The organism is Streptomyces malaysiensis subsp. malaysiensis (genome assembly GCF_040653035.1).
Lineage (GTDB): Bacteria > Actinomycetota > Actinomycetes > Streptomycetales > Streptomycetaceae > Streptomyces > Streptomyces malaysiensis.
In genome coordinates this window covers 1-20,752 of record NZ_JBEZNG010000038.1, presented here as the reverse complement: position 1 = coordinate 20,752, position 20,752 = coordinate 1, and the positions used below count along the sequence as shown (strand labels likewise).

8 protein-coding genes and 1 pseudogene are annotated in these 20,752 nt (G+C 68.7%); all 9 read right to left on the bottom strand.

Annotated features, from left to right (window positions below; genetic code table 11):
• Positions 1-6: 6 nt before the first annotated feature.
• Positions 7-705 (bottom strand): HAD-IA family hydrolase, encoded by a 699-nt coding sequence (locus AB0E24_RS41295; RefSeq protein ID WP_069874179.1) that lies wholly within the window; start codon positions 703-705, stop codon positions 7-9.
• A complete protein-coding gene (locus AB0E24_RS41290; RefSeq protein ID WP_351385502.1) occupies positions 702-1,802 on the bottom strand; it encodes a Gfo/Idh/MocA family protein in 1,101 nt (366 codons plus the stop codon). The genes AB0E24_RS41295 and AB0E24_RS41290 overlap by 4 nt, the downstream gene beginning before the upstream one ends.
• Complete coding sequence (rifK, locus tag AB0E24_RS41285; protein ID WP_359384857.1) at positions 1,799-2,959, bottom strand: 3-amino-5-hydroxybenzoate synthase; 1,161 nt, start codon at positions 2,957-2,959, stop codon at positions 1,799-1,801. Before rifK ends, AB0E24_RS41290 begins: the two co-directional genes overlap by 4 nt.
• Positions 2,960-3,150: 191 nt before the next feature.
• Positions 3,151-3,483 (bottom strand): 3-deoxy-7-phosphoheptulonate synthase, encoded by a 333-nt coding sequence (locus tag AB0E24_RS41280; protein WP_359384855.1) that lies wholly within the window; start codon positions 3,481-3,483, stop codon positions 3,151-3,153.
• A complete protein-coding gene (locus tag AB0E24_RS41275; RefSeq protein ID WP_102934066.1) occupies positions 3,398-4,468 on the bottom strand; it encodes a 3-dehydroquinate synthase family protein in 1,071 nt (356 codons plus the stop codon). Before AB0E24_RS41275 ends, AB0E24_RS41280 begins: the two co-directional genes overlap by 86 nt.
• 59 nt (positions 4,469-4,527) lie before the next feature.
• Entirely contained in the window at positions 4,528-5,298 is a 771-nt protein-coding gene (locus tag AB0E24_RS41270; protein ID WP_159033420.1) for an arylamine N-acetyltransferase family protein, read from the bottom strand.
• Between the two features lie 82 nt (positions 5,299-5,380).
• The gene (locus tag AB0E24_RS41265) at positions 5,381-10,669 is read right to left on the bottom strand and encodes a type I polyketide synthase (protein WP_359384852.1); all 5,289 of its coding nucleotides are present in this window, start codon (positions 10,667-10,669) and stop codon (positions 5,381-5,383) included.
• A gap of 29 nt (positions 10,670-10,698) precedes the next feature.
• Positions 10,699-16,065, bottom strand: a pseudogene (locus AB0E24_RS41260) (type I polyketide synthase); the annotation flags it as partial.
• 142 nt (positions 16,066-16,207) lie between these two features.
• Positions 16,208-20,746 carry an SDR family NAD(P)-dependent oxidoreductase gene (locus AB0E24_RS41255; protein ID WP_359384848.1) on the bottom strand — a complete coding sequence of 1,513 codons (4,539 nt, stop codon included), beginning with the start codon at positions 20,744-20,746 and terminating at the stop codon, positions 16,208-16,210.
• Positions 20,747-20,752 lie beyond the last annotated feature (6 nt).

The window sequence follows — 20,752 nt, the reverse complement described above, 5'->3', positions numbered from 1 at the left end:
GGCGGTTCAGTGGCCGGGCAGGGCCGGGCAGAGGGCAAGCAGGTCGGCGGGCCACCGCAGGACGACATCGGGGTCGGCGGCAAGCAGTTCGGCCCCTTCCTGGCAGCCCCACAGCGCGGCTACGGCGGTGACGTCGGCGCCGTGGGCGCTGGCCAGGTCGGTGGGGGCGTCGCCGATCATGATGGCCCGCTCCGCCGGAACCTCGAGGAGTTCGAGTGCGCGTCTGATGATGTCAGGGGCGGGCTTGGGCCGGGGCACCTCGTCGGAGCCGATGACGTGGGCGAAGTACGGGAGCAGGCCGAGGACATCGAGCAGGGACCGGGCGCGCTCGCCTGCCTTGCCGGTGGCGATGGCCAGCCGGAGGCCGCGTTCGTTCAGCGTCCGCAGGACGTCGACGACACCGTCGTACACCTGGACGCGGTCGGCGAGCCGGTAGCTCTCGCGGACGAAGGGCTCTTCCATCTCCAGCGGAAGGCCCATGATCCGCATGATGTCGGGAAAGTAGCGGCCCTGGTGGCGCCGGTACTCCTCGAAAGGTGCCTCGCCGGTGCCGACGACCTCGGCGTACGCCAGGGAGAACGCCTCACCCATCACCTCGAAGCTGTCGACGACGACCCCGTCGAGATCGAAGATGACAGCGTGTCTGGGGACCGGGGGGCGCTGTTCGATGGTCGGTGCGGCATGGAATTCCGGCCCTCTGGTCATGCGATCCTCACCTCTTTGTGGGCGGTGAATTCGGACGCGTGATCCACAGGTGGGGCAGCGCGCGCCGATGCATAGAAGCTCTCGATCAACCGGACGGTGCTGCGGGCCTGGGCGACGGCCTGGCCCCGTCGGCCCGGGTCGGCCAGGAGCCGGGCGAGGCCGTCGAGCTGGCGACCGTACTCAATGCCGATGGGTTCGGCGGCCAGTGGGATCCGCTGTGTGGAGCCATCCTGCGTGAGGGTGAGCACCGATTCGGGAGCCCGGTTCGGGCTGAAGCCGAAGGTGCAGTGCAGCCGTGCCGTTCCATCGCTGCCCTCGATGGTGATGACGGAGCCGTCCAGCGCCTCGTGTGAGGCCCAACTGGCCCGCAGCGAGACAGAGATACCGTCCTCGCGGACCAGGAAGCCGCGGGCGGTGTCCTCGACGTCGCCGGTCGGGGCGTCGCTGAGCTGGTCCTCACGCCACGTGGCGGACCAGGCTCTGCTGCTGACGAAGTCGTCGGAGATCGAGCCGATCACCTGGGCGACGGGGGCGGGGCCGAGGAGGAAGGCGAGGACGTCGAGAAGGTGCCAGCCGAGGTCGACGAGCGCACCGCCACCGGCCCTGCTCCGCTGGGTGAACCAGCCGCCGGGCTGCGGCACTCCGCGCGCCCTGACCCAGGACAGGTCGGCATGGCGGATCCGGCCGAGCTGGGGAAGCAGCCCGGAGAGCTCGCGGATGTCGCCGCGGTGGGCGGCGGCACTGCCGGCGAGCAGCACCGCGCCGTTGCCTTCGGCCGCGGCGAGGGCGTCGGCCTCGGCAGTGGTGAGGCAGACCGGCTTCTCCAAGAAGACGGAGATCCCTCGACGGAGCAGGGCGGCCGCAACCTCGGCATGCAGATGGTTGGGTACCGCGACGACGGCGATGTCGACCGTGCCGGGATCGAGGGCGTCCACGGTGGGGTGGGCGCGCAGGCCGGTGGCCACAGCGGCCGCCCGGGAGTCCGGGTCAGGGTCGACACCGGCGACCACCTCGAAGTCCTTGTGCTCGCGCAGCAGTCTGAGCCACAGGTCGCGGCCCGCCCAGCCGAGCCCGACGACGGCAGCCCGGACCCTCACCGTGCGGCCACGGCGTCGGCGATGATCTCGGCTGTGGTGTGGAGGGCCTCCTCCGAGGCGAGCAGCACTCGATGGTGCAGCCAGATGCAGTCGGTGCTGATCGCCTCGGTGTGCGGGCAGCTTTCGGCGAGCTTGTCGACGGTGGTGTCGGGCGCGGCCGTCTCCCAGAACGCGTCGGTGCGGTAGATCGCCCGGAAGGCGGCGAAGGCGGGCAGGCCGGCCTCGACGAGCGTGTCGACGAGGGCGTTGCGGGCCTCCTCGGATATGCCGGGGATCCGGAACATCGCCATGTAGTGGGAGTTCCGGTCGGCGCGCGGGTCGCTGCCCTGGGGTACGACGCCGTCGATCTCACCGAGCAGCCGGGACAGCAGCGTCCAGCGCTGATCGCGGAGCGTGATCTGGGCGTCGAGGCGGCCCAGCTGGGCGCGGAGCACGGCCGCGGAGAACTCGTTGAGCCGCATGTTGGTGCCGGCGGTCTGGTGCATGTATCGGCGGTCGGTACGTGACCGGCCACAACTGTGCCGCAGGAACGCGGCCTCGTAGGTCTCCTCGTCGGGCAGGAGCAGCGCACCGCCCTCGCCGGCGGTCATCAGCTTGCCGTTCTGGAAGCTGAACGAGGCGACCGTACCCAACTCGCCCACCCGTTTGCCCTGCCAGCGGGCACCGTGTGCGTGGGCGGCGTCCTGGAGAAGAGGCACACCGGTGTCGCCGGAGAGTTCGCCGAGCGCGTCCATGTCGGCGATGAGCCCCGCCATGTGCACAGGCATGATCGCCTTGGTGAGGGGGGTGACGGCGGAAGCCGCGGCAGCCACGTCGATGTTGTAGGTATCGAGATCGACGTCGACGGGGACGGCAACCGCTCCCAGCCGCTGAGCGGCCTGGGAGGAGGAGATGAAGGTGAAGGCCGGCACGATGACCTCGGTGCCCGGCCCGACGCCCAGACACTGCAACGCCAACTCCAGGGCGTGGGTGCCGTTGGTGACGGCCAAAGCGTGTGGGGCACCGTGGAAGTCCGCGAACTCACTCTCGAAGGAGTCCACCTCCGAGCCTCCCATGCGCCACCACTGGCCCTGCTCCAGGGCCCGGATCAGGCCGGTGCGCTCGCCGTCGTCGTACTGCGGCCAGGTGGGGAACTCTGGTGTCCGTCGCGCGTTCATGCGTCTCCAAATCTTCATTTCGAACATTTCTCGGCCGATGGCCGACGGACGGCATAGAGCGGGGCGGGGCACATGGCCGGATGTGCGACGTTCACGGTAGGCACCGCTCTTACCGCCCCACATCCCCCGGCTTGGTAGCCGTCCGCCCGGATGTGGGCCGACTGGACGTGCGAGTGTGGCCGGTGCGGGCGTCAGCCGGTCCCGGGTGGGGTTTCATGATTTCTCGGGTTCCGAGAGCCTGTGTCGGTGACCGGCCGGACAGCGGCAGCGAGCAGATCGGCGACGGTGTAGGCGAGCTCGATGACCTGCTCCTCGTTCAGGCGGGGGTCGCAGGCGGTACGGAAGCGGGCCGAAAGGTCGTCCTCACCCAGGCCGCAACCCCCGCCCAGGCACTCGGTGACGTCCTGGCCTCGCCGTGCGCTGCCCCTGATGAGCGCGTCATGCCAACGGATCTCCTGTTCCGTGGAAGTGTGCCGGCTCGACGAGTCGGCCGAGTGGCTGCCGTGGCATGTGCTCCAGGACATCGGCGACGACTTGTTCGGATACGTCGTGGACCAGCTCCGCGCCGCTGGGGCCGTCGAGGACGAACGCGAGGCCGGTGAGCGCCTTCTTGTCCCTGCGCATCAGGCGGATCAGCTCAGCCGTCTCGATCTCCTCGGGCAGCGCGGCCGGCAGGCCGTAGAACTCGACGACCTCCCGGTGCTCCGCCACCCGCGCGGGGCCGATCCGGTCCAGAGCGCCGGCGAGCAGGCCCGCGAAAATCGTGCCCACAGCGACGGCCTCGCCGTGCCGAAGCGCAAAGCCGGTGGCGGATTCCAGCGCGTGGCCCAGGGTGTGGCCGTAGTTGAGGATGTGCCGCAGACCGGTGTCGCGCTCATCGGCCGAGACGACGCCGGCCTTGAGCGTCACACTGGCCGCGATACGCTCCGTGAGGCCGAGCTCGCGCAGGTCGCCGGCGCCGATGAAATGGCAGCGGGCGATCTCGCCCAAGCCGTTGAGCATCTCGCGCCGGGGCAGGGTGGACAGGTACTCGGTGTCGCACAATACGGCGGCAGGCTGCCAATAGGCGCCCACCAGGTTCTTACCGGAGGGCAGGTTGACCGCCGTCTTACCGCCGACGCTCGCGTCGACCTGCGCCAGCAACGTCGTCGGCAGATGCACCACTGGCACGCCCCGGTGGTACAGGGCGGCGGCCAGGCCGACGACATCGGTGGTGGTTCCGCCCCCGCAGGAGACGACCGCGTCGTTGCGGGTGAGGCCGAAGCGTACGAACTCCGCGCACAGCGCCTCGACGGTGGCGAGGGTCTTGTCCCGCTCACCGTCGCGGGCAGGCAGCAGCAGGGTCTCCACGCCAGTGTCGGGCACCCATTCCGCGGGCCGGGCTGACACGACGGCGACCCGCCGGGCGCCGAGGCCCTGGATCACTTCGGCCAGCGAGGAACGCACCCCCCGGCCGACCAGCACCTCGTACGAACGGTCGCCGATGCTTACCGGTATTCGGCCTCTCACGCCGTCTCGCTCTCTCATTCATGGTCTGTTTCATACGGGGCGGCGCGGCGGCGGCAATGTCATCGTTCGTACCCGACGATAGGTGCGGACTCTCCCCAGTAAGTAGTCATGATCTCGATCAGCTCTGCTTCATCACGTACGTGCTTCACCGTCTCCTCGCCCCCGATGATGGACCTGAAGAGATTGGCGACGAGGGTCACCTGCCCGTTCTCCACACCGCGTCGCCGCTTCCGCGGCACCACAGGGTCCGCGTCGGGCGGCAGTTCTTCTCGCCACGTATTCCAATCGGAAATGGCACGATCTTTGATTTTCATCCGATATGCGTCACGCCAATCCCTGCCCTTTGGCTTGTATTGAAGGACGCGCCACTCGCCCCGCGTGGCCAAGCGGAACTCCGTGCCCATCTGAACCACGCTTCCCGCCTGTTCATCGATACGCAGGGGCTCCGTGATGGCCACGCTTCCGTGCCCGACGTCGACGAGCCAATCCACGTCGTCTATACGGACACGGACAGCCATGTGCTCGATCTCGGAACCCCACTGGCCGCCGGGGAGAGCCGTGCTGGCGGAATTCACGTGCGCATCGAATCCCATCTCGACAAGGAGACGATGGAAGAGGAAATTCAACTCGAAACAGACTCCGCCCCGTTTCATCACCGCTTCGAATACGCGGGGCATGTCAAAATCCTCGTACGGCTGATGCAGAATGTAACCGGTGTCGTAGGGGAGGCTACAGAGATGCAGCCACTGAAGTTCCGCCAGGGTCTGAAGGTTCGGAATGCCGGATCCTTCGTAACCTATACGCTGAAGATAGTCTTTTTTGACGAACACGCCGAACTCCACTTCATCCGAGAAGGAAACAACGTTTACATTGGCTCTGGTCCAGCTCCGCACCTGTGCGCGAAGGTTCCGGCTAGTCCACGTCGAGTTCGAAGCTCTCCAGCAGCGCCTCGACAGCCAGGTCCACCGTGGGGCAGTCGAAGGCGAAGGTGGACGGGATGCGGAGGCCGGTCAGCGCCGACAGCCGGTTCGCGAGCTCGACGGCGGTCAGCGAGTCGAACCCGAGGTCGAAGAAGGACAGGTCCAATCCGATCTGGTCCGGCGACAGGTGGCCGAGGATCGCGGAGACCTCGCGCTGGACCAAGTCGGCCAAGATCTTTCCGCGCTGGTCGGGGGACGCCTCGGCCAGCCGCCCTGCCAGCCCGCCGGCCCCGGAAGCCCCGTCACTGGCGGCCCGCCGACCCACGCGGACGAGGCCGCGCAGCAGCGGGGCGACAGATGCGGAGTCGGTCTGGTCCCGCATTGCCTTGAGGTCCATCTTCGCCAGGACCAAGGCAGCGCTGCGATCGGACAGCGCAAGGTCGAACAGCTCCATGCCCTCTTGTGCGGTGAACTCGATCATGTTGAGCCGGTCGAAGCGCTTCAGGTCGACCTCGGCGAGCTTGTCCACTATGCCGGACACCTGGCCCCACCATCCCCACACCAGTGAGGTCGCCGGCAGTCCGCAAGCGCGACGGCGTTCAGCGAGCGCGTCGAGGAAGGAGTTCGCGGCGGCATAGCTGCTCTGGCCCGCTGAACCGAAGATCCCCGCGATGGAGGAGTACAGGACGAAGACGGCAAGGTCGAGATCGCGCGTGAGTTCGTCCAGGATCTGTGCCGCGTCGGCCTTGGGACGGAGCACCGTGTCGAGCCGTTCGGGCGTCAGGGAGGTGACCACACCGTCATCCAGCACCCCGGCTGCGTGGATCACGCCGGTGAGCGGGGCGTCGTGGGGAACAGAGGCCAGCAGCGCGGCCACGGAGTCCCGATCGGAGACGTCGCACGCGACGATCCGGACGTTCGCGCCGAGTTCCGTGAGTTCGGCCTCCAGCTCGGCCGCGCCCGGTGCGTCCGGTCCTTGCCGGCTCGCCAGGAGCAGACTCCTGATCTTGTGCTCGGTGACCAGGTGCCCGGCCGCCAGGCGACCCAGCGAACCCGTACCGCCGGTGATCAGAACCGTACCCCCGGGGTTCAGCGGACGGCCCTGGGCCTCGGCGGGCGAGGCCCTGACGAGCCTCGGCACCGCCACCGAGCCCGACCGAAGTGCCGCCTGCGGTTCCCCGGCCGCGAGCACATCGGGCAGGCGCCGGGCCGACGCCTCCGTGCCGTCCGTGTCGACCAGGATGATGCGGCCCACGTTCTCGGACTGCGCCGCACGCAGCAGGCCGGCGGCCGTCGCAACCGCGAGATCGGGAGCCGGGTCCCCATCCCGGACGGCCGCCCCGGAGTGTGTGAGAGCGAGGAGAACAGTGTCCTGGAAGGCGGGCTCCGCCAGCCACGCCTGGACGGCCTCCAGCACCCGCCCGCTGAGGTCCCGGGCCGCGTCGGGGTCCGTACGTCCATCGCCGGCCACATCGAGCAGGAGCACACGCGGGGCCGTTGCGGCCACGGCACGGACGTCCTCGGCAGTCGTCACGCGTACGGCCTTCAGCTCGTCGTCCACGCTCCTGACGGAGATGGGCTCCCAGGCCACCCGGAACATCTGGTCCTTGGCCGCGCCTGAGCCGACGCGCAGCAGTTCCGGGACCACGGGGCGCAGGACCAACGAGTCGACCGAAGCCACGGGTGTGCCGGAAGTGTCGGCCAGGTGCAAGCGGATCGTGTCGGGGGCGAGCGGGGTGAGGTGCACCCGCAGCGTGGAGGCTCCGTCGGCGTGCAGCCTGACGTCGCGCCAGACGAACGGCAGAGCCAGCTTCGGGCTCTCGTCGCTCAGATCGGGGCGGAAGAGACTGGTGTGCATGGCCGCGTCCAGCAGGGCCGGGTGCAACCCGTACTCATCGGCCTTGCCCGCCGACTCCGGCAGTGAGACCTCGGCGAACACCTCCTCGCCACGAGTCCAAGCCGCACGCATTCCCTGAAAGGCTGGACCATAGTGGTATCCCGCCTCTGCCAAGTGGTCGTACGCGTGGGCGAACGCGTCCGGGTCGACCGCGGTGGCGCCGGGCGGCGGCCACTGGGTGAGGTCGAACTCGGCCTGGCCGTCCTCCGGCACCAGGCGCCCGGAGACATGACGGGTCCAGCTCCCTCGCGAGCCGGCTTCCTCCCGGCGGGAGTGAACCTGGACGGTACGGTGGCCGGACTCGTCGGGCTCGCCGACCCACACGCGTACCTGGACGCCGCCGCTCTCGGGCAGCACCAGGGGGCGCTCGATGACCAGTTCGCCGACCAGCCCATAGCCGACCTCGTCCGCGGCACGGACTGCGAGTTCCACGAAGGCCGCTCCCGGCAGGAGGACGACTCCGGCGCCCGCGTGGTCGGCGAGCCAGGGGTGTGTGCGCAGCGACAGCCGGGAAGTGAACAGCACACCGTCCGAGCCGGGGATCTCGGTAACCGCGCCGAGCAGGGGATGGTTCGCCACCTCCAGACCGAGGCCCGGTGCGTCCCCACGGGACTCTGCCGTCTCCAGCCAGTACCGCTGGCGCTGAAAGGCGTACGTCGGCAGGTCTACGGGCCGTTCCCCGCCGCGACCGAGGACGGCTTCCCAGTCGACCCGTACGCCGTGGGTGTACAGGTGGGCCAGCGAGGCGAGGAACCGGCGCGGGCCGCCGTCGTCGCGGCGCAGCGTCCCGGTGACGACAGCCGGTCCGGCCTCGAGGTCCGCCAGCACGTCCTGGACGCTCGACGTCAGCACAGGATGAGCACTGACCTCGATGAACACGCCGTGCCCGTCGCCGACCAGGGACCGGATGGCCGGGTCGAACTGCACGGTCTGCCGCATGTTGCGGAACCAGTGCTCGACGTCGAACTCCGTGGTGTCATGGAGTCGTCCGGTCACCGTGGAGTACAGCGGTACGCGCGAAGGCCCGGCGGAGACCGAGGCGAGGGCCTCCACGAAAGAGTCGTGCAGCACGTCGATCTGTGAGGAGTGTGCGGCGCCGTTGATGCCGCGAATCCTGCGGGCGCGGATGCCGTCGGCTTCGCATCGGGCGAGCAGCTCTTCCAGGGAGGGCAGTTCACCGGTCACCACCACGGAGGCGGGTCCGTTGACCGCGGCGATCTCCAGACCCGGCCACTCCTCGATCAGAATGGAGACGGCCTTGACATCGGCGGTGAGGGACGCCATGCCTCCGCGTCCCACCAGTTCGGCTTCGGCAATCCTGGACCGGTGAACCATGAGGCGGGCGGCGTCGGGAAGGGACAGCGCACCGGCATAGCAGGCAGCGGCGATCTCGCCCAGGGAATGACCCACGACAGCGTCCGGGACGACCCCGCACGCCTCCCACAACGCGGCCAGCGACACCATCAGTGCCCACGACACCGGCTGCAAGACGTCGACGTCTTCAAGAGACCGGGCGCCCTCCACCTGCCGTACCACATCGAGCAGCGACCAGCCGGTGAGCGGGTCGAGCACCTCGGCGCACTCGGTCATCCTGGCTGCGAACACCGGTGAGGCTTCGAGCAGTTCCGCTCCCATTCCCGCCCACTGTGTGCCCTGGCCGGGGAACACGAGGACGGTCCGGCCCACTGTGCTCTCGGCAAATCCCGTGACCACACCGGGCGCGGACTCGGCGCGGGCCACAGCGTCGAGTCCGGCCAGCGCCTCGTCCCGGTCCGCGGCGAGCACGACCGCACGGTCCGGGAGTGGACCCCGGCTCCGCACCAGCGACTGGCCGACGTCGAGCAGGTCCGTTTCTTGACGCTGTGTCAGGAACGAGCCGAGACGGTGAGCCTGGCCGGCAAGACCCGCCTTGCCACGGGCCGAGACGACCAGCGGCACAACCGAGTCGCCCAGCACGCGTGCCTTCTCGTCGGGCAGGTTCCCGGATGTCGGCTCGGTCGCCTGCTCCAGGATGACGTGTGCGTTGGTGCCGCTGGCGCCGAAGCCGGAGACCCCCGCACGGCGAGGACGGCCGACCTCGGGCCACTCGTGCGCCTCGGTCAGCAGCTCGACCGCTCCGGCAGACCAGTCGACCTCGGGCGTCGGCTCGTCCACATGCAGTGTCCGCGGCAGCACACCATGCCGCATCGCCATCACCATCTTGATCACACCGGCGACGCCCGCAGCGGCGCCCGCGTGTCCAAGGTTCGACTTCACCGAACCGAGCCACAGCGGCAGTCCGGGGGCACGGTTCCGACCATAGGTGGTGAGGAGCGCCTGTGCCTCGATGGGGTCGCCGAGTGCGGTTCCGGTGCCGTGCGCCTCGACGATGTCGACGTCGGCCGGCGACAGGCCGCCGGCCGCGAGTGCCTGGCGGATCACCCGCTGCTGCGAGGGCCCGTTGGGCGCGGCGAGTCCGTTGGACGCGCCATCCTGGTTCACCGCGGTGGCCCGTACGACGCCGAGGACCTCACGGCCGTTGCGGACGGCATCGGAAAGCCGCTCCAGCAGCAGGACGCCCACGCCCTCGGCCCAGTTCGTGCCATCCGCGGATGCCGCGAACGCCTTGCACCGGCCGTCCTTCGCCAGGCCCCCTGCACGCGCGGTCAGCACGAAGGCAGTGGGCGTGGCCATCACGTTGGTGCCGCCGACCAGCGCCAGCGACGACTCGCCCGAACGCAGGGACTGCGCCGCCATGTGCAGGGCCACCAGGGACGAGGAGCAGGCCGTGTCGATCGTGACTGCCGGCCCCTCGAATCCGAACGTATAGGAGACCCGTCCCGAAAGGACGCTCGCCAGACCGCCGGTCATCACATAGCCCTCGAGCTCGTCGGGGATGCTGTGGAAAGCGGTCCCGTATTCCTGCCCGGCGGCCATGCCGGCGAACACGCCGACGTTCTTGCCACGCATAGCGGCCGGGTCGATGCCCGCCCGTTCGAACGCCTCCCAAGATGTCTCCAGCATCAGGCGCTGCTGTGGGTCCATGACCATCGTCTCGCTTTGGGAGATGCCGAAGAAGCCGGCGTCGAACTCGCCCGCGTCGTGCAGGAACGCGCCCTCCCGTACGTACGTCGTGCCGGGCCGGTCGAGGTCCGGGTCGTACAGGTTCTCCAGGTCCCAGCCCCGGTTGGTGGGGAACGTCTCGACCGCGGAACGGCCGTCCGCGATCAATTCCCACAACTCTTCCGGCGACGACACCCCGCCGGGGAACCGGCACGCCATGCCGACGATGGCGATCGGCTCGGTGAGGCTGTCGCGGATGCTCTGGACCTCGCTCTCCAGCCGTTCGTTCTCCATCAGTGAAGCGCGCAGTGCTTCGACGACCTTGCTCTCTGAACTGGCCACTGCTATCTCCGTGTTCTGGCGTGCGTCCACTACGGCTTCCGGGCCTTTTCCATCGCCCGCTTCACAAGGTTGTCGACGTCCATCTCCGCGATCAGCGGCCCGGCGTCCTGTTTCGGTTCCGCGGTGTCCGGTGCTGCGGCACTTTCACCACTGGGATGCGCCACCAGGTGCAGGATCTGCTCCATGAGCCCAAGCTCGCGGAACCGGGACAGAGGTGTGGTCGCCAGGGCCCTGCGGATCTCATCCTCCCGGTCCGCCGGCTCGCTGCCATCCTCGGGGCACAGTTCCGCGAGCAGATGGCGCATCATGCGCCGCGGTGTGGGATGGTCGAAGGCGATCGATGCCGGGAGCCGGATCCCTGCGAGCCCGGCGAGTCGGTTACGGAGTTCGACGGCCAGCACCGAGGTGAACCCGACGTCCTGGAAGGCCCGGTCGGGGTCGACCTTGCGTGGTGTCGAATAGCCGAGGACCGCAGCGACCTCGCGCCGCACCAGATCCAGCAGGATCTGCTCCCGCTGAACCGGGGGCGTGGCAGCCAGCTGTCCGGCGAGGCCGCCCTCGCGGGAGGATGCCTGCTGAGCGGCGCGACGGCCGGCCCGCACGAGGCCCCGCAGCAGTGCGTGTACGGGTTCGGAGGCGGCCTGGGCGCGCAGCCCGGCGAAGTTCAGCCTCGCGGCCACGAGCACCGCGTCGTCTGCCCGCAACGCCGCGTCGAACAGCTCCAGACCCTCCTGGGCGGAGTGTGCGACCAGGCCCCACCGGGCCATCCTCCGCTGATCGGCCACGCCCAGGTCCCCGCTGATGCCGGTCCGGTCCCACACCCCCCAGGCAACAGATGTGGCGGGCAGCCCGGCAGTCCGGCGTCGTACCGCCAGCGCGTCAAGATACGCGTTCGAGGCGGCCAGGTTTCCCTGGCCGGAGTTGCCGAACGTTCCGGCGGCTGAGGAGAACAGGACGAAGGCCGCCACGTCCAGGTGGCGGGTCAGCTCGTCCAGGACCAGCGCCGCGTCCGCCTTCGGCCGGAGAACGGCATCGAGCCGCTCCGGCGTAAGGGCAGTGACCACGCCGCCGTCCAGCACACCGGCCGTGTGCACCACGGCAGTGAGCGGCGCGTCCCGCGGTACAGAGGCGATCAGTTCCCCGGCCGCCTCTCGGTCCGCGATGTCGCAGGCGACAATTCGCACGCGGGCACCCAGGGCAGTCAGCTCCGCGTCGAGATCGGCGGCCCCCGGGGCGGCCGGGCCCCGACGACTTACCAGGACCAGACTCCGGATCTTGTGCTCGACGACCAGATGCCGGGCCACCAGCGCACCGAGCGCACCGGTACCACCGGTTATCAGCGCGGTGCCATCGGGGTCGAGACGACGGCCGGTGGAAGCCCGGTCGGTATCGGCGACACGAGCGAGACGCGGGACGAGGACCGCGCCCGATCGGAGTGCGACCTGTGGCTCGCCGGATGCGTGCACATCCGCCAGTACGCCCACGGGCATACGCCCAGGCGCCTCCGTACCCTCGTCCGTGCCGTCCGTACTCACCAGGACGAACCGGTCCGGATGCTCAGCCTGCGCCGAACGCACCAGGCCCCACACCGCGGCAGCCACCGGATCGCTGACATCCGGGGTCACCACCACCAGCCGGCTGCCGTCCAGCGCCGGTTCCGCCAACCACGCCCGCACCAGCTCCAACGCCTGCCCCAGGACCGGCCGAAGCCCGCCCGACAGGTCCATCAGGTCGGCCACCACCACAGCCGTCGGCGTCCCGGCCGACACCAGCGCCGCCAGATCCGCACCTGTGGACACCCACCGGACCTCGGCAGAACCGCCCGAAGACGACACCGCCGACTCCGGCCATTCCATCCGGAACAAGGAATCTCGCAACCCGCGCGATCCCGGAACGGCGCTGAGCTCCTCTGGTGAGATCGAGCGGACCGTAATCGCTGCCACCGACGCGACCGGAGCTCCCGCCGCGTCGGCAAGACGCAGACCGAAGGTGCCAGAGGCGCCCGGCAGGATGTGCACGCGCAGCATCGAGGCGCCGGTGGCGTGCAGGCGTACGTGCCGCCACAGGGTTCGGAGTTCCGGCTCCGAGTACTCCGCAGCCGGTTCGGTCGAGGACCGTGCACCCGCTGCGGCTTCGAGCAGTACGGGATGCAGACAGAACTTGCCGGATTCCGCTGCTTCCTCGGGCAAGGAGACTTCCGCGAAAATCTCCCCGCCCCGTGTCCAGACCGCGTCCAGCCCCTCATGACCGGGCACATCCACCGCCGTGCTGCCCGGCGGTGGCCATTGAGTCAGCTCGAAGTCGGGCAGGCCGCTGTCGGGGGCGATGAGGGCCGTGATGTGGCGGGTCCAGCCCTCCTGCTCAGCCGCGTCCTCGCACCGGGAGTACACATGGGCCCGGCGTTCACCGGACTCGTCCGGTTCGCCGATCTCGATGTGCACTCGCACGCCACCGCGCTGAGGCAGCCGCAAGGGGACCTCGACGTCGAGTTCAGCAAGCAGCCCGCAGTCGACCTCATCGGCCGCACGCAGCAGCACCTCGACAAACGCCTCGGCAGAAACCAGTTCCGTGCCGGCAGCATGATCGGAGAGCCAGGGATGGGTACGCCGGGACCAGCGGGAAGCGAACAGGACACCTCCGGAACCGGGCAACGAGGTCACCGCCCCCAGAAGGGGATGATCCACCACGCCCAGACCGAGGGCGGTGGCGTCATTGGTGCCCGCCCCGCCCGCCAGCCAGAAGTGTTCCTGCTGGAAGGCATATGTCGGCAGCTCCATCGGCCGTCCGGCACCGCGCCCGACCACGGCCGGCCAGTCAACCGCGACACCATGGGCATGCAGTCGGCCCAGCGCCTCCAGTACTCGACGCGGACCGCTCTCCTCACGACGCAACGTCCCGATCACCGCTACGGGACCTGCGGCCGCCCCCTCCACGGTCTCCTCAATAGCGGGAGCCAGGACAGGGTGGGAGCTGACCTCGACGAACACGCCGTGCCCGCCTGCTGCCAAGGAGCCGATGACCGGGGCGAACTGAACTGTCTGACGCAGGTTCCGGTACCAGTACCCCGCGTCCAGAGCGGCCATGTCCAGCAGACCACCGGTCACCGTGGAGTAGAACGGGACAGAACCCGGCTGGGGCCTGATTCCCACCAGGGTGTCCATCAGGTCCTGCTCGATCGCCTCCACATGTGCCGAATGCGAGGCGTAGTCCACCGGGATCCGCCGCGCCCGCACGCCCTCCGTCTCACACACGGCCAGCAGCTCGCTCAGAGCATCCGGGTCACCCGCGACCACCACCGACGCGCGACCGTTGACCGCCGCGACCTCCACACGATCCGGCCAGGCCGTGAGCAGCTCCCGCGCCCGCCGCACATCACAGGCGACGGACACCATGCCGCCACGCCCCGACAGACCCGCCGCGATCGCACGACTGCGGAGCACCACCACCCGAGCCGCATCGTCCAGCGACAATCCACCGGCCACACACGCTGCGGCGATCTCACCTTGTGAATGACCCACCACAGCGTCGGGCACCACGCCCGCGGCCTGCCACACCGCGGCCAGCGAGACCATCACCGCCCACGACAACGGTTGCACGACATCAACGGCATCCAGCGACGGAGCCTGCTCCGCCCCGTGTGCCACATCCATCAAGGACCAGCCTGTCAGCGGGTCCAGCACACGGGCACACTCATCGAACCGGGTCGCGAACACCGACGACGACTCCAGCAGATCCGCGCCCATTCCGGCCCACTGAGCGCCCTGCCCCGGAAACACGAACACCACCCGGCGCGCTGTGTTCGGGTCCCGTGCCGAGCCTGTCACCACGCCTGCCGCGGAATGGCCCAGCGCGAGGGCGTTGAGACTTGTCAGAGCCTCATCCCGGCTCCCCGCCACGATCACGGCCCGATCGGACAGCGCACCCCGCGTCGACACCAGCGACCGAGCGACCTCGGCCAGGTCGAGGTCGGTGTGTGCGGACAGGAACGACCCCAACCTGTCCGCCTGCCCCGCCAGTCCAGCCGCACCACGCGCCGACAGGACCAGCGGCACCACTCCCCCATCGGTTCCCACCAGCCCCGACTCCCCAGGCACCGGCACCGCGGACTGCTCCACAGGAGCCTGTTCGAGGATCAGGTGCGCGTTGGTCCCACTCACGCCGAAGGAGGACACGGCGGCACGGCGAGGTCGGCCGGTATCGGGCCAGTCGCGAGCCTCGGTCAGCAGCTCCACCGCACCCGCCGACCAGTCCACCTGTGACGACGGAGTATCGGCGTGCAACGTGGCCGGCATCACACCGTGCCGCAACGCCTCCACCATCTTGATCACACCAGCCACACCGGCGGCGGCCTGGGCATGCCCGAGGTTCGACTTCAGCGAGCCCAGCCACAAGGGACGCTCGGGCTCCCGGTCCTGGCCGTACGTCGCCAGCAGCGCCTGCGCCTCGATGGGATCACCGAGCACCGTACCCGTGCCATGCCCCTCCACCACATCCACATCAGCCGCCGACAAACCCGCACTGGCCAGCGCCTGACGAATCACCCGCTGCTGCGACGGCCCATTCGGCGCCGTCAAACCATTCGACGCACCATCCTGATTGACCGCGGAACTCCGGATGACCGCAAGCACCTGATGCCCGTTACGCCTGGCCTCCGACAACAGCTCCAGGACCACGACACCAGCGCCCTCGGCCAGACCCGTACCATCCGCGGCAGCGGAGTAGGCCCTGCACCGACCGTCGGACGACAACCCCTGCTGACGGGAGAACTCGACGAACGTGGAGGGGTTCGCCATCACCGTCGCGCCACCCGCCAACGCCATCGAGCACTCACCCTGACGCAGCGCCTGGGCCGCCAAGTGCATCGCCACCAGCGAGGACGAACACGCCGTGTCGACGGACACCGACGGCCCTTCGAAACCGAACACGTACGACACACGGCCGGACGCCACACTCGCCGTCGACCCCGTCCCGACGAGACCTCCCAGTTCCGGCGGGGTCTCTCCGCGCATCCCGTACCCCTGGGTGATCACACCGGAGAAGACACCGACATCCGATCCCTTCAACGTCCCCGGATCGATCCCGGCCCGCTCCAGCGCCTCCCACGAGACCTCCAGCAACAACCGCTGCTGCGGATCCATCGCCAACGCCTCACGCGGCGAAATCCCAAAAAAGCCCGCATCGAACAGGCCCGCCCCATGCAAAAACCCACCCCGGTCGGTGTACGACTTACCCGCCCTACTCGGATCGGCGTCGAACAACCCCTCCACATCCCAGCCACGACCCTCAGGAAAACCCGACACACCATCCCGCCCCTCACTGACCAACCGCCACAGGTCCTGAGGGCTCCCCACACCGCCCGGAAGACGGCACGCCATACCCACAATCGCCACCGGCTCGTCGGTTCTGCGCGCGACCTGTTGCCGCAGGTCGTGCAGCTCGGCTGTGACGAGCTTGAGGGACTTGAGGAGCTTCTCGGCCGTGGCCATCTTCGATTCCTTAGCTGGGCTGGGGAGCGGCAATCAGTGAAGGCGTGATTTCTCAGGAGATTCCGAGCTCTCCGCTGATGAAGTCAAGGACCTCATCAGCGGAGGCAGATTCCAGTTGCTCTGCCACTCCGGAGTTCGTCTTCTGATCGCCGAGTCCATTGAGCTTCGTCACCAGCCTCTGGAGACGGAGTATGACTCCGGCCTTCTTTGCATCGTTGGAGAGCGATCCGCTGATCAGTGATTCGATGTCGTCAATCTTGGAATTCACCAGTGATTGGGCGTCATCGGTGATGTCGACCTCGTCGTGCAGATGGCGGGCGAGGGCGAGTGGGGTGGGATAGTCGAAGACGACTGTCGCCGCCAGTTTGAGGCCGGTGGCTTCGCGCAGGCGGTTGCGCAGCTCGACCGAGGTGAGCGAATCGAAGCCGACATCCTTGAACGCTTTATCCGCTTCGACGTTCGCTACCGCGATGTGGCCGAGGACGATCGCCACCTGTGCCCGGACCAGGTCGAGCAGCAGTGCTTCCTGCTCCTGCGGTGTGAGACCGGCGAGCCTCGCGGCAAGTCCACCGCCGTTCTCCCCGGCCTGCGCCTGCCGCCGACCGGTATGCACCAGAGCACGCAGCAGAGCCGGGGTACCCCGGCCGGCCGCTGCATCAGCACGCAGCCCCCGCAGGTCCAGCTTGATCGGCACCGCCAGCGCGGCAGGCATCCGCAGGGCCCCGTCGAACAGCCGCAAGCCCTCAGCCAAGCCGATGGGCAGTGTTCCGCCACGGCTCATACGTGCCTGGTCGGCCTGACTGAGGTGTGCGGTCATGCCCGTGGTTTGCTCCCACAGGCCCCAGGCCATCGCGATACCGGGCAATCCCTCAGCACGGCGTTTGGCCATCCAACCGTCCAGGAACGCGTTGGCGGCGCCGTAGTTGCCTTGTCCCGCCGAGCCGAACACACCCGCCGCGGATGAGAACACCGCGAACATCGACAGGTCCATCCCCCGCGTCAGCGCGTCGAGATGACGCACCGCGGTGACCTTGGGAGCGAAGACACTTTCGACACGCTCCGGCGTCAGCGTTCCGATCACACCGTCATCCAGCACGCCCGCGGTATGGACGACACCAGTCAGTGGATGCTCGGCCGGTACGGCCGCCAGCAGTGCCGCCACCGCGTCCCGGTCGGTGACATCACACGCCACCGCCGTCACCGTCGCGCCGGCCTCACCGAGTTCGGCAACCAGCTCTCGCGCTCCCTTGGCGTCCGGTCCACGCCGGCTCGCAAGAACCAGATGGCGCACACCATGCTCACCGACCAGGTGCCGGGCCACCACAGCACCCAGGGAGCCGGTGCCACCGGTCAGCACAACCGTGCCCTCGAGATCGAGGGGCTTCGGAACACTCAACACGATCTTGCCGACGTGCCGGGCCTGACTCATATAACGGAATGCGTCCGGGGCACGACGCACGTCCCATGCGGTAAACGGCAACGGGGTGAGCTCGCCCGCTTCGAACAGTCCCACCAATTCGACGAGCATCTGTTGGATACGGTCGAGGCCGGCGTCGAAAACGTCGAACGCCTGGTAAGCCACCCCCGGATGTTCTGAGGCGACAACGCCCGCATCCCGGATATCGGTTTTGCCCATCTCGATGAACCTGCCGCCACGCGGCAACAACCGCAGCGAGGCATCCACCAGCTCCCCGGCCAGACAGTCCAGGACCACATCCATCCCGGCACCCGAGGTCCCCGTCAGGAAATGCCCCTCGAACTCCGCCGTCCGCGACGAGGCGATACCGGCATCCTCGAATCCCAGATCCCGTAGCACTCCCCATTTACCGGGGCTTGCCGTGCCGAACACCCGGGCACCCAGATGCCGGGCGAGCTGCGTCGCGGCCATACCTACACCACCAGCAGCAGCGTGGATGAGCACCGACTCACCGGCCCGCAGACCCCCCAGATCACGCAAACCGTAATAAGCCGTGAGAAACACTACCGGGACCGTGGCTGCCTGCTGGAACGACCACCCCTCCGGTATCCGCACCAGACACCGATGATCAGCGACAGCCACCGGTCCATATCCGACACCTGTCAAACCCATGACCCGATCGCCGACGGCCAGACCCGTAACGCCCTCGCCGACCTCCAGGACGACACCGGCGCCCTCACCACCCACCTCGGCCGCGCCTGGATACATCCCCAACGCGATAAGAACATCACGGAAGTTGAGGCCCAACGCCCGCAGGCCGACGCGGACCTGGCCCGCGGCCAGCGGCGCGGCGGCACCGGGCTCCGGCACCAGAGCAAGGCTGTCGAGCGTGCCACCAGTAGCACTCAACCGCCACTCATGCGCTTCAGGTATCTGCAAGGCCCGCTTACCGGCAGGAACGAGCCGCGGCACGGACAGCGTGGTGCCTCGGACCGCGACCTGCGGCTCATCGGCGGCCAATACGGCAGTCAGAACCGAGCCCATCCCGGTACCAGCGAGGTCGAGGCCGGAGTCCGCAGCGAGATCGAGCAGGACGATCCGGTCCGGGTTCTCGGCCTGAGCCGCCCGAACCAGACCCCACACCGCAGCACCTGCCGGATCGCTGACGTCCCCCTCACCATCAGCTGGAACCGCACCCTGCGTGAGCACCACCAGCCGGGATTCCGCCAGATCCGCAGCGGCGAACCACGCCTGGACGATCTCCAGCACCCTGACGGTCAGGGCGAGCGCGTCGTGTTCGCCGTCACCGCCGAGGGCCTGAAGAACCGCTACCGCCGGCACCTCCGTGGCGCCTGCCAGTTCCGTTACGTCCTCGGTCGAAGCCACCAGCGTCCACGACGGTAGAGGTTCGGCGCCCGGAGCAGGCGCGGGCAGTTCGGTCCAGTCCACTTCGAACAGCGCGTCGCGGCCGTCGTCAGTCGCCATCCGATCCAGTTGCTCGACGTCCACCGGCCGGGCAATCAGTGATTGCAGGCTCAGCACCGGACCGCCGGCCCCGTCGGCTGCTTGCAACGACACCGCGTCCGGCCCGGACGGTACCGTTCGCACCCGCAGTTCAGAGGCACCCGCGGCGTGCAGGCGGAGCCCGTTCCAGGCGAACGGCACACGAATGCCGGCCTCGGGGCCGGCCGGCTGGACGAACCCGCTGTGCAGGGCGGCGTCGAGCAATGCGGGGTGTAGCCCGTAACCGCTCGCCTCACCGCGCTGCTCGTCCGGCAGGGAGACTTCGGCGAATACTTCCTCGCCCCTCCGCCACACCCCTCGCAGACCCTGGAACGCCGGACCGTACACATAGCCGCGGTCTGCCAGATCCTCGTAGAACTCGGCGGCGTCGAACGGCACCCGCTCCGCACCGACCGGTGGCCACACCGTGAAGTCGAAACCAGTAGCGGGGACAGTGGCTGCCGTGAGGGTGCCGACAGCGTGCCGGGTCCAAACGTCCGTACCGGTGCCGCCACCGCTGTCCTCACGAGCCGAGTACACGGCCACCGAGCGGGTGCCGTTCTCCTCGGGGCCGCCCACCGCGACCTGAACACGGACACCACCTTGCGCGGGTACGACAAGCGGCATCTCGATGACCAGCTCTTCCAACGTGCCGCAGCCCACTTCGTCGCCCGCCCGCACGACCAACTCCGCCAGACCGGTGCCGGGGACGAGAACGACGTCGCCCACGGCATGGTCCGCCAGCCACGGATGCGTACGAAGCGACAGCCACGAGGTACCCAACACGCCACCGGTCTCGGGCACCGCCACCACCGCACCCAGTAGTGGATGATCGGCCCCGGACAGTCCGAGCGACGCCGCGTCGGTCGTGGACATGGTCGGCAGCCAGTAGTGCTCGTGTTCGAAGGCGTACGTCGGAAGGTCGACGCGGCGGGCATCGACTCCGGCCGCGAGGACGCCGCTCCAGTCGACGCGGATGCCTCGGACGAAGAGGTCCGCCATCGAGGTGAACAGGCGGCGCAGACCACCGTCCCCAAAGCGCAGCGAACCGCTCACCAGGACCTCGGTGTTCGCCTCGTCGGCGATCTCGTTGATGAGCCAGACGAGTGCTGGACTGGCACTCGATTCCACGAAGACGGTGTGGCCATCGGCCAGCAGGTCGGCGATCGCGGGGCCGAAGCGGACCTGACCGCGCAGGTTCCGATACCAGTAACCGCCGTCCAGGACACCCGCCTCCCGCACCCACTCACCGGTCACGGTCGAGTAGAAGGGAATCAGCGGCGCCTGGGCACGGATGTCGGCGAACGCCTCACGCAGAATCTCCTCGGCTGCTTCGACTTGCCGGGAGTGGGAGGCGAAGTCGACTTCCATGCGGCGCGCGCTGACGCCGTCCGCCGCAAGGGCGTCGAGGACTTGACCAAGGGCTTCGGTGTCACCGGAAATCACCACCGAGGACGGACTGTTGACCGCCCCGATCTCAACCCGACCATCCCACTGCCGTAGCCGAGCAACCGCCTCCTCCTCCGACAACCCCACCGACGCCATACCACCCCGACCCGAAAGAACACCGGAAATGACCTGACTCCGCACCGCCACAACCCGAACAGCGTCCTCCAACGACAACGCACCCGACACACACGCAGCAGCAACCTCACCACCCGAATGACCCACCACCGC